The following is an 8,991-nucleotide window of genomic DNA, read 5'->3' on the forward strand; positions in this document are numbered from 1 at the left end:
AGTGCGGTTATTTCCCCGCGTGTTCCGGTTTGTGGCGGCTCATTTCCCATCGATCTCCCTCACCCTGATATTGCGGAAGCGGATCACGCCGCCGCCGTGGTGGTTCTGCAGGCCGAGATACCCTTGCGGCCAGTGGTCGACTATTTTCCCCGCCGGACGGGCCATCCAGTCCACCACGGTCTCGCCGTTGAGCACCACCAGGTAGTGTAATCCATCGCAGGTGATCTTGATTCTGTTCCACTTGCCCGGTCCCAGCGAGGCCAGCCTGGTTGCGGGAGCGGCGTCGTAGATTGCACCGGTGGCGTGCAGCAGGCCGCGGCGGGAGCGGTCCATGATCTGGATTTCAAAACTGTGGTGGATATAGTCGTAGCTCTCAGGCAGGGTGGGTACGCGCAGGAAGATGCCGCTGTTGGTGTTGACGCTGTCGCAGTTGAACTCCAGCTCCAGCTCGAAATCGGCGAACATCCGCTTTGAGTACCACAGCAGTCCGCCGCCGCCGTGGGCGGTCAGCTCGCCGGTTTCCCGGTCAATCGTGAAATAACCGTCGCCGGCGTGGTTCCAGCCGAACTTGGTGTAACTGCCGTATTCGTTCTTCTCCACCAGCTCCAGCCATTCACCCGCGGCGGCCTGCGCGTGGATGGCGAGCAGGCAGAGGGAGGATATCAGCAGGATTTTTTTCACTATAAGCTCCCCTGGAAAGAAGAACGCCCGGACGGATACGGTCGTCCGCCCGGGCGCGAAAATCGGTATGTGCGACGAACCCTAGAGCGGCATGACCCGGATATTGCGGAAATGCACGCTGGAGCGGTCGTCGTGGTTCTGCAGCCCGAGATAGCCCTTGGGCCAGTGGGTCGCCACCTTGCCCGCGGGCTGGACGTCCCACTCGTTGACCACTTCGCCGTTGAGCTCGATCTTGTAGTTCAAGCCCTTGAGCGTGAACTTGTAATGGTTCCACTCGCCGGTGGCCTTGGCGGTCAGCTTTGTGGGCGGCTTGGCGTCATAAATCGCGCCGGTGACCTGCTTGGGCGAGGGCCCGCCGGGAGTGGGCTTGGCGCCCTCGTGCAGCACGTGCTCCATGTCCTTGTCCAGAGCCGCATCGTAAATCTGGATCTCAAAACAGTCGTAAATGTACTGGTTGCTGGTGGGCACGTAGGGAATACGGATGAACACGCCGCTGTTGGTCGCCTTATCGTCAACCTTGAAATCCATTTCCAAAACAAAGTCGCCGAACTGCTGGGCGCTGTACCAGAAAAGGCCCATCCCGCCGTGGCCGGTCAGCACTCCGGTTTCTCTGTCAAGGTCGAAGTAGCCGGGGCCGTAATGGTTCCAGCCGTGCTTGTTGTACTTGCCGTTCTCACCCTTCTTGATCAGGTCGATCCAGCCCTCGCCTTTGCTCGTCGATCCCTGGGCGTAAACGGAAGAAACGTTAAACGCCACCGCCGCGGTGAGCAGGGTGATACCGAAAGCGAGCTTACGCAGAATGGTGCTGGTCATCCTTTTTTCCTCCATGCTGAGGGTTGTGCTAACTGGAACGTCAGTTGATATCGGTCGTCCACTGGTTGAACAGAGCCTCGGTTCCGGCGGCATCGAGTTTTTCCGTACTGATCACGATCCTGAACCGGAACGTGGCCGACCGGCCCGGTTCCAAAGTGAAATTTAACTCTTTTTCACCTTTAGTGAAAGTCTTCCAGCCAAACGGGTTGGCGGCGAACAGGCCATAGCCCCGGGCATGCCAGTAGGTGGGGTAGGTGGGGTTTTCGGGATGGCCGAAAATGCCCACCGTGGCCGCCTTGCCTTCCACCGTACCGGTCAGGATACACCACTTGGCGGCGGTGCCCCACACCTCGCGCTCGTCCACCTTGCCCTCGCTGCTCAGGTAGGTGCCGTCCACGCCCTCGTTGGCCAGCCGGGCCACCTCGGTGATATCGCCGTGCTCGTCCACGAACCGCAACGGCTCGTCGCTGGGTTCCTCCAGGGAGCGGGTCAGCCGGATACCGAACGCGCCTTCCTTCGTATCGCCGAACACGATCCGCTCATCAGCGGCGGTCAGGGTAATCACCCGGTCGACAATCCGCAGGTTGCCCTCGGCCCGGAAGAAAATTTTGTCGTGCTCGGTGAGTTGTTTCGCACCCTCCAGGGTCTGCCAGTCCATGGTCACTTCGATACTGCCCGTGCCATGGCCGCCGGAGATCGCATCGACCGAGCGGTGGACAATCCGCCCGTACCGTCCCGATTCGAGGTTAACCGAATCGCTGGTGCCCCAGTAGTCGATCCCGTTGACATCGCCGTAGTTGAACCAGTGGGAGAGGTGGTGCGGGTGGTCGACCCGCTCGCCGGGCACCATCGCCACCGGGAAGCTGCGGCTGTAAATCCGGCTGTCGGCGGCCCGGATCGGATGGATTACCGGCTTGTAAAGCCTCTCCCAGTAGCAGTAGCTGGTGAACGGCTGGCCGTCGACAGTGACGTCCACCTGACGGTTGGCCTGGTCGTGCGTAATTTCGATCATCGGTTTCATCGTCTCTTTCTCCGCTGAACCACCGGCGGCGGCGCCGGGCGCGTTCTCTCCGCCCGAGCAGGCGATAATTGCCAGGATCGCCCCCGCGGCTGCATAACAGTTAATTTTCATGATGGCCCCCACTCCGGTCAAATAGTTACTTGGTGATCGATCTGCAAGGTCCGGATTCAGTTATCCGGCAGACTGAGATTAGCTGGAAAAATATCAGTTCACGACTTCCGATCGAGTTTATCGGTCACCAGCCGGGAGATATCGCCCACTGTAACGGCACGGGCCACTCCCGCTCCGGCCAGCTCCACCCCGAATGCATCCTCAAGCGCGGCGGCCAGCCGCAGCCGGTGGAGCCGCTTTTCCGCGCCAGTTCACGCTCCGGGGCGGTGATATTCAAACTTAAACGCAATGCGCGTGGCAGTCAATCCAATCCTGGCGGGAAATGCTTCAGACAGTCCGACCCAGCCCCAGCCCCACCGCCAGTGAACAGAGGCCGATTGCGTTCTGCAGCAGGATGTTGGCGCCGGCGTGCAGCCAGGCGGGACTTTAACCACTGGATTGACTCTTGTCAAGCCTGACCGGCGTCTGCCTTGACAGCGGCAGGCTGAAAGGCGATTTTGAAAACCCGGTAAAAATGCGGAAAGGATTGCTTAATCGATTCAGCGGAGGGGCGGCATGCGTTATCGTACTTTCGGACGGATGGGCTGGAAAGTGAGTGAAGTGGGGTTCGGGGCCTGGGCTATCGGCGGGGACGCGTGGGGCAGGACGGACGACGAGGTCTCGGTCCGCACGATGCACGAGGCGCTGGAGAAGGGTATCAACTTTATCGACACGGCCCAGGCCTATGGCGACGGACACAGTGAGCGGCTGATCGGCAGGATGCTCTCCGAACGCTCCGGCGGCGAGCGGGTCTTCGTGGCCACCAAGATTCCGCCCTGCGGCAAGCACTGGTGGGTGGACCGTGATTTCGACGATATCCAGCAGTTTTACACGGCAAGCTATCTGCGCGAGCGCACAGAGTTCAGCCTCAAAAACCTGGGCGTGGAGGCGGTCGACGTGATGCAGCTCCACACTTGGACTGTGGGGTTCAACAAATACGACGAGTGGTACGAAACGTTCGAGAAGCTTAGAGATGAGGGCAAAATTCTCGCATTCGGGATCTCGGCCAGCGAGCAGAATCCCCAGGATGTCACTCCGCTGGTGGAGCGGGGCAAGCTGGACAGCGTCCAGGTGATCTACAACATTTTCGAGCAGCGTACGGCCGCAAGCGTGCTGGAACCCTGCGGGGCCAACGGTGTGGGCACAATCATCCGCGTTCCGCTGGACGAGGGCTCGTTGACCGGTAAGTTCAACGAGAACACCACTTTCCCCAAGGGCGACTTCCGGCGCAAGTATTTCGGCGGCAACAACCTCAAGGCGACGATCAAGCGGGTGGAGGGAATCCGTCGCTGGAAGGAGGACCGCCTGCCCGATTTGAGCATGGTCGAGCTGGCGCTGCTGTACACGCTCAGCCACAAGGACGCCTCCACAGTGATAGTCGGCATGAAAAACCGGCAGCAGCTGGAGGCGAACGTGAAAGTGGGCGGGATGGATCTGCTGAGCCCGGAAATCCTGGAGGAAATGAAGCAGTTCAAATGGACCCGCGACCCCTGGACCCAGGACCTGGAAGTCTGAGGGGCTTGTAACCGCAGCTAACTTCAACGCACGGAGCAGCTCAGGTGAAACTTGCTATCGTCTCAATCATGGTTGCCGCGGTGCTCGGGACCGCTGCATCGGCGAATGCACAGCGGACAGTGATTGTCCGGCCGGTGGAGATCGACAGTGTGCTGGTCAACCCCGGGATGGGCTTCAACATCAGCCAGCATATCAGCCACCGCAAGGGCCCCGACGGCACCTACCCGATCACCGGACCGGACCTGGCCGGCGACGAGTACCCCGAGTGCACCCTGGCCTATCTCCGGTTCGACTGGCGTTATTTCGAGGAGGAGCGCGGGAAGTTCAACTGGTATCTGATCGACCGGGCGCTGAAGCTGGCAACAGAGCGCGGCCAGCGTCTGATGCTGCGGATTGTACCTTACGGCAACAGGCGTGACGCCGATATCCCGCAGTGGCTGCGCGACGAGATCGGTCCCAGCGGGGAGCTGCCCCACGGTTACTGGCGAGTGGACCACGAGGACCCGCGCTATATCCGCGCGCTCACCGAAATGGCCGCCGCGGTGGGACGGCGTTACGACGGTCACCCGGACCTGGAGTTTGTCGATATCGGCATAGTGGGATTCTGGGGAGAGGGCGCCGGCAGCGCCCTGCTCAGCGAACCGACCCGACGTAAACTGGTTGACGCCTATCTGGATGCGTTCGAGGAAACCCAGCTGGTCATGCTGCTGACCGACCGGCGGACAAACAGCTACGGCGTATCGCAGCGCAATGTCGGCTGGCGTGTCGACTGCCTGGGTGACCTGGGATTCTGGGCCAATGAGCAGGGCGGCTGGAACCATATGAACGACTACTATCCACAGGCAATCTACGGCTACGGTGTGCGTGACTCGTGGAAACACGCACCCGTGGCCCTGGAAATCTGCGGCAGGTTTTCCACCTGGAGCGAACGCGAGGGCTACGCCGCCGCCGATGTCGATTATATCATCGACCAGTCGCTGAAATGGCATGTCTCCTCGATCAACGGCAAATCATCGGTCTGGCCGAAGCAGTGGCAGCCCCAGCTCGAACGCTGGCTCAAGTCGCTGGGCTACCGGTTCGTGCTGCGCAAGTTCACCTTTCCCGACCGGGTCAGGCCCCACGGCAAGCTGGAAATTACCACCTGGTGGGAGAACAGGGGAGTCGCGCCGATATACCGTCAGTACCCGCTGGCCATCCGCCTGAAGGGCCGGGACGGGAGCGAGGTGTTCCTGACTGACGCCGATATCACCGGCTGGCTGCCCGGCGATATCGTCTACGACAGCGCGGTGTTCCTCCCGCATGGAATGCCCGGGGGCGAATACGAGATTCAGCTGGCGCTGCTCGATCCACATACCCGCAAACCGGGAATCAAGCTGGCTATCGAGGGCCGGACCGCCGACGGCTGGTACTCGATGGGCAAGCTGACGGTCGGCGAAACCATGAAATAGAGGTGGCTCGATGGCGCGGTATCGGTTCTTGATCCTCGTGTTACTGCCGTTCGCTGCACTCTTTGCCTGTGCCTCTCCTCCGGAGCCGGCGGACCTTGTCCTGACCGGCGGCACGGTATTCACCGCCGACAGCGCCCGCACGCTGGCCGAGGCGGTGGCGGTTCGCGGCAACCGGATCGCGGCGGTGGGCGATGCGGATGATATCGCCGCGTATATCGGGCCGGGGCGCACCAGGGTTATCGAACTCGACGGGGCGTTTGTCACGCCGGGGTTTAACGACGCCCACGCCCACCTTCTCGGGGTTGGCGAGGCGATGGAATCGCTGGACCTGGCGGGGGTCACCAGCTGGGATGTGATCTGCCAACTGGTTGCGGAGAGAGTGGGCCAGGCCGAACAGGGCGAGCTGGTAAAGGGTATGAGATGGGACCAGACCCTGGTGGGAGACGGCGATCAATGGCCGACCAAAGACCTTATCGACCCGGTTTCGCCGGACAACCCGGTGATCCTTCGCCGCGTCGACGGCCACAGTGTGCTGGTTAACAGTTATGCCCTTCGCGAGGCGAAGATTACCTCGGCGACACCGGACCCGGAGGGCGGCGCGATTGTCCGCGATAAGAGCGGCGAACCCACTGGAGTGCTGAAAGAAAACGCCATGGGGCTGCTCGGAGCGGAAATCTACGGGGCCCGCAATGACCCCGCTGTCCAGGAAAGACGTGTCGCGCTGGCGCTGAGGCGCGCCGCCGAAGTTGGAGTGACAAGCATAACTGAAATCGGCGGCGACCCGAAAGTGCTGGAGAAACTGGCCCGCGAGCACCGTCTGACCGCCCGGATCAGCTATTCGCCATCGCTGACCGATGAGATCAGCACACTGATTCGCTACGAGGCGCTCAGAGCCGCCTGGGAGCAGTATCCCACGCTGCGGTTCGGATTTCTCAAGAATTTCATGGACGGGACCCTGGGGTCGGCCACAGCGGCTCTGTTCCGGCCGTTCAATGACAATCCCTCGACCTCCGGCGTACTGGTTCAGACTGTCGAGGAGTTGACCAGGAAAGTGCTGATCGCAGACAGGCGCGGTTTCCAGATCGGGATCCACGCTATCGGCACGCGGGCAAACCGCCTGGTGCTGGATATCTACCAGCAGGCGATAGTCGAAAACGGCCGCCGCGACAGCCGTCACCGGATCGAGCACAGCCAGATTCTGACCGAAATGGATATCCCCCGATTCTCTTCTCTCGGCGTGATCGCCAGCATGCAGCCCACCCACTGTATCACCGACAGGAGCTATGCCGAGAGCCGTCTGGGCAAAGCACGCTGCCGGTACGCATACGCCTGGCGCAGCCTGCTCGATGCCGGCGCGGTGGTGGCGTTCGGCAGCGACGCCCCGGTGGAAGCCCTGGACCCGCTGGAGGGACTCTACGCCGCTGTGAGCCGCAAGGACCGCGCCGGCGAGGATGGGCCGGGATGGATTCCGCAGGAGAAAATCTCGATGGCCGAGGCGATCAAACTCTATACAACAGTACCCGCTTATGCGGAATTCCAGGAGTGCGAAAAGGGCATGCTGGTTCCCGGCATGCTGGCCGACCTGGCCGTTTTCGACCGCAACCTGCTGGAAGCGGGCGAGCGCGAAATAATGAGTTCACGAGTATTGTACACCGTGTTCGACGGCGAAATTATTTATGAAAATACATACTGATGTGTCCCGTTTTTCACCCCTCAACACCAGCGGAGGACGAAAATGAAAAGACTGCTGCTCGTATCGCTCTGCCTCTTGAGTTTCTCCATTCTGGCGGCTCAGGACAAGTACCCGGATACCACTCTGGTGCGGCCGGTGGAGATCGACAGCGTGCTGGTCAACCCGGGAATCGGGTTCATGACGTTCCAGCGCTTCAACGGCGATACTCTCAACGCGGGGAGTGGCTGGACCGAGGCAGAGGCCATCGTGTACCAGGATTTCGATGGCGACCTGACCAACCCGGACTACCCGGCCGCCTCGACCGCCTATTTCCGGGTCTACTGGAAGTTCCTTGAGCCGGAAGAGGACAAGTATAACTGGGACATAATCGACAAGGCCCTGAAAACTGCCGCCGAGCGAGGCCAGACCCTGCTGCTGCGTATTGCCCCTTACGGCAGCGGGCCGGAGCGGGATGTGCCTGGCTGGGTGCGGGAGCTTTTCGGAAAGGAAGAAAAACCGGAAGAAAAAAAATATTACAGATGGCGCGTGGATGCAGATGACCCGCGCTATATCGAGCATTTTACCGACATGGTCCACGACCTGGGCGACCGTTATGATGGCCACCCGGACCTGGAGCTGGTCGATATGTCCCTCGTTGGCTACTGGGGCGAGGGGGCTGGCTCGGCGGTGCTGCAGGATAAGACCCGCAAGAGGCTGGTGGATGCTTACCTAGATGCTTTCAAGAAGACGCACAAGGTGATGCTGCTCACCGATGAGAAGACCAACAAGTACGGACGGGAAAAAGGGAATGTCGGCTGGCGGGTGGACTGCATTGGCGATCTGGGGTTCTGGGCCAAAGACCCGGGCGGCTGGACCCACATGTGGGATTATTACCCCCAGGGGATAATCGATTTCGGCATGGCCGATGCCTGGAAGACCGCGCCTGTGACACTTGAGATCTGCGGCACGCTGCTCAACTGGCGAGACAAGCAAGGCTACAACCTGGAGCAGGTGCGCTATATTTTCGACCAGAGCCTGAAATGGCATATCAGCAGTTTCAACGCCAAGAGTTCCGCCGTGCCGCCGGAATGGTGGCCCGAGGTCAACCGCTGGCTCAACAAAATGGGCTATCGGTTCGTGCTGCGACGTATCTCTTACCCGGACAAGGTCCGCCCCCACGGCAAACTCGGTTTCCGCACATGGTGGGAAAACAAGGGCGTGGCACCGATCTACCGCGAATACACGCTGGCCCTGCGGATGGTGGGCAAGAACCGCACCGAGGAGTTCTATTTCGACGAGGACATGCGTGGCTGGCTGCCCGGAGATATCATCTGGAACGACGCTGCGTTTCTGCCGGTAGACATGCCCGAGGGCGACTACGAACTTCAGATAGGTATTCTCGACAAGCGCACGCGTAAACCAGCGGTGCAGATTGCAATCGAGGGCCGCCGCAGCGACGGCTGGTATCCGCTGGGTAAGATAGCCGTGAAGGAAGACTCACTGAAGTAAAGGCTTGAAAGTCAAAGGCAAGGACAAAGCCGCGCCCGGCATGCTGGCCGACCTGGCCGTTTTCGACCGCAACCTGCTGGAAGCGGGTGAGCGCGAAATAATGAATTCACGAGTATTGTACACCGTGTTCGACGGCGAAATTATTTATGAAAATACATACTGATGTGTCCCGTTTTTCACCC

Annotated in this window: 7 protein-coding genes; 4 read left to right on the forward strand and 3 right to left on the reverse strand. The window is 60.5% G+C overall.

Translation table 11 applies throughout. The features are described 5' to 3' along the window. Positions 1–39 precede the first annotated feature (39 nt). The 3 genes from FVQ81_17505 to FVQ81_17515 are packed head-to-tail and all read right to left on the reverse strand — an operon-like array spanning position 40 to position 2,626. Positions 40–750, reverse strand: coding sequence for a DUF1080 domain-containing protein (locus tag FVQ81_17505; protein ID MBW7998328.1), 711 nt, complete (start codon positions 748–750; stop codon positions 40–42). Positions 751–762: 12 nt separating this feature from the next. Next, a complete protein-coding gene (locus FVQ81_17510) occupies positions 763–1,587 on the reverse strand; it encodes a DUF1080 domain-containing protein (GenBank protein ID MBW7998329.1) in 825 nt (274 codons plus the stop codon). Continuing rightward, positions 1,535–2,626 carry a hypothetical protein gene (locus FVQ81_17515; GenBank protein MBW7998330.1) on the reverse strand — a complete coding sequence of 364 codons (1,092 nt, stop codon included), beginning with the start codon at positions 2,624–2,626 and terminating at the stop codon, positions 1,535–1,537. The genes FVQ81_17510 and FVQ81_17515 overlap by 53 nt, the downstream gene beginning before the upstream one ends. A gap of 555 nt (positions 2,627–3,181) precedes the next feature. Here FVQ81_17515 and FVQ81_17520 point away from each other — a divergent pair. From FVQ81_17520 to FVQ81_17535, 4 genes are read left to right on the forward strand one after another with little or no spacing between them, the layout of a single operon-like run. Continuing rightward, positions 3,182–4,180, forward strand: a complete 999-nt coding sequence (locus FVQ81_17520) for an aldo/keto reductase (protein MBW7998331.1) — start codon at positions 3,182–3,184, stop codon at positions 4,178–4,180. A gap of 44 nt (positions 4,181–4,224) precedes the next feature. Beyond that, positions 4,225–5,628 carry a DUF4832 domain-containing protein gene (locus tag FVQ81_17525; GenBank protein MBW7998332.1) on the forward strand — a complete coding sequence of 468 codons (1,404 nt, stop codon included), beginning with the start codon at positions 4,225–4,227 and terminating at the stop codon, positions 5,626–5,628. A 10-nt stretch (positions 5,629–5,638) separates the two neighbouring features. Beyond that, positions 5,639–7,321 (forward strand): amidohydrolase, encoded by a 1,683-nt coding sequence (locus FVQ81_17530; GenBank protein ID MBW7998333.1) that lies wholly within the window; start codon positions 5,639–5,641, stop codon positions 7,319–7,321. A gap of 42 nt (positions 7,322–7,363) precedes the next feature. After that, entirely contained in the window at positions 7,364–8,809 is a 1,446-nt protein-coding gene (locus FVQ81_17535; GenBank protein MBW7998334.1) for a DUF4832 domain-containing protein, read from the forward strand. Positions 8,810–8,991 lie beyond the last annotated feature (182 nt).

The sequence above is a fragment of the Candidatus Glassbacteria bacterium genome (assembly GCA_019456185.1).
Lineage (GTDB): Bacteria > Gemmatimonadota > Glassbacteria > GWA2-58-10 > GWA2-58-10 > JAJRTS01.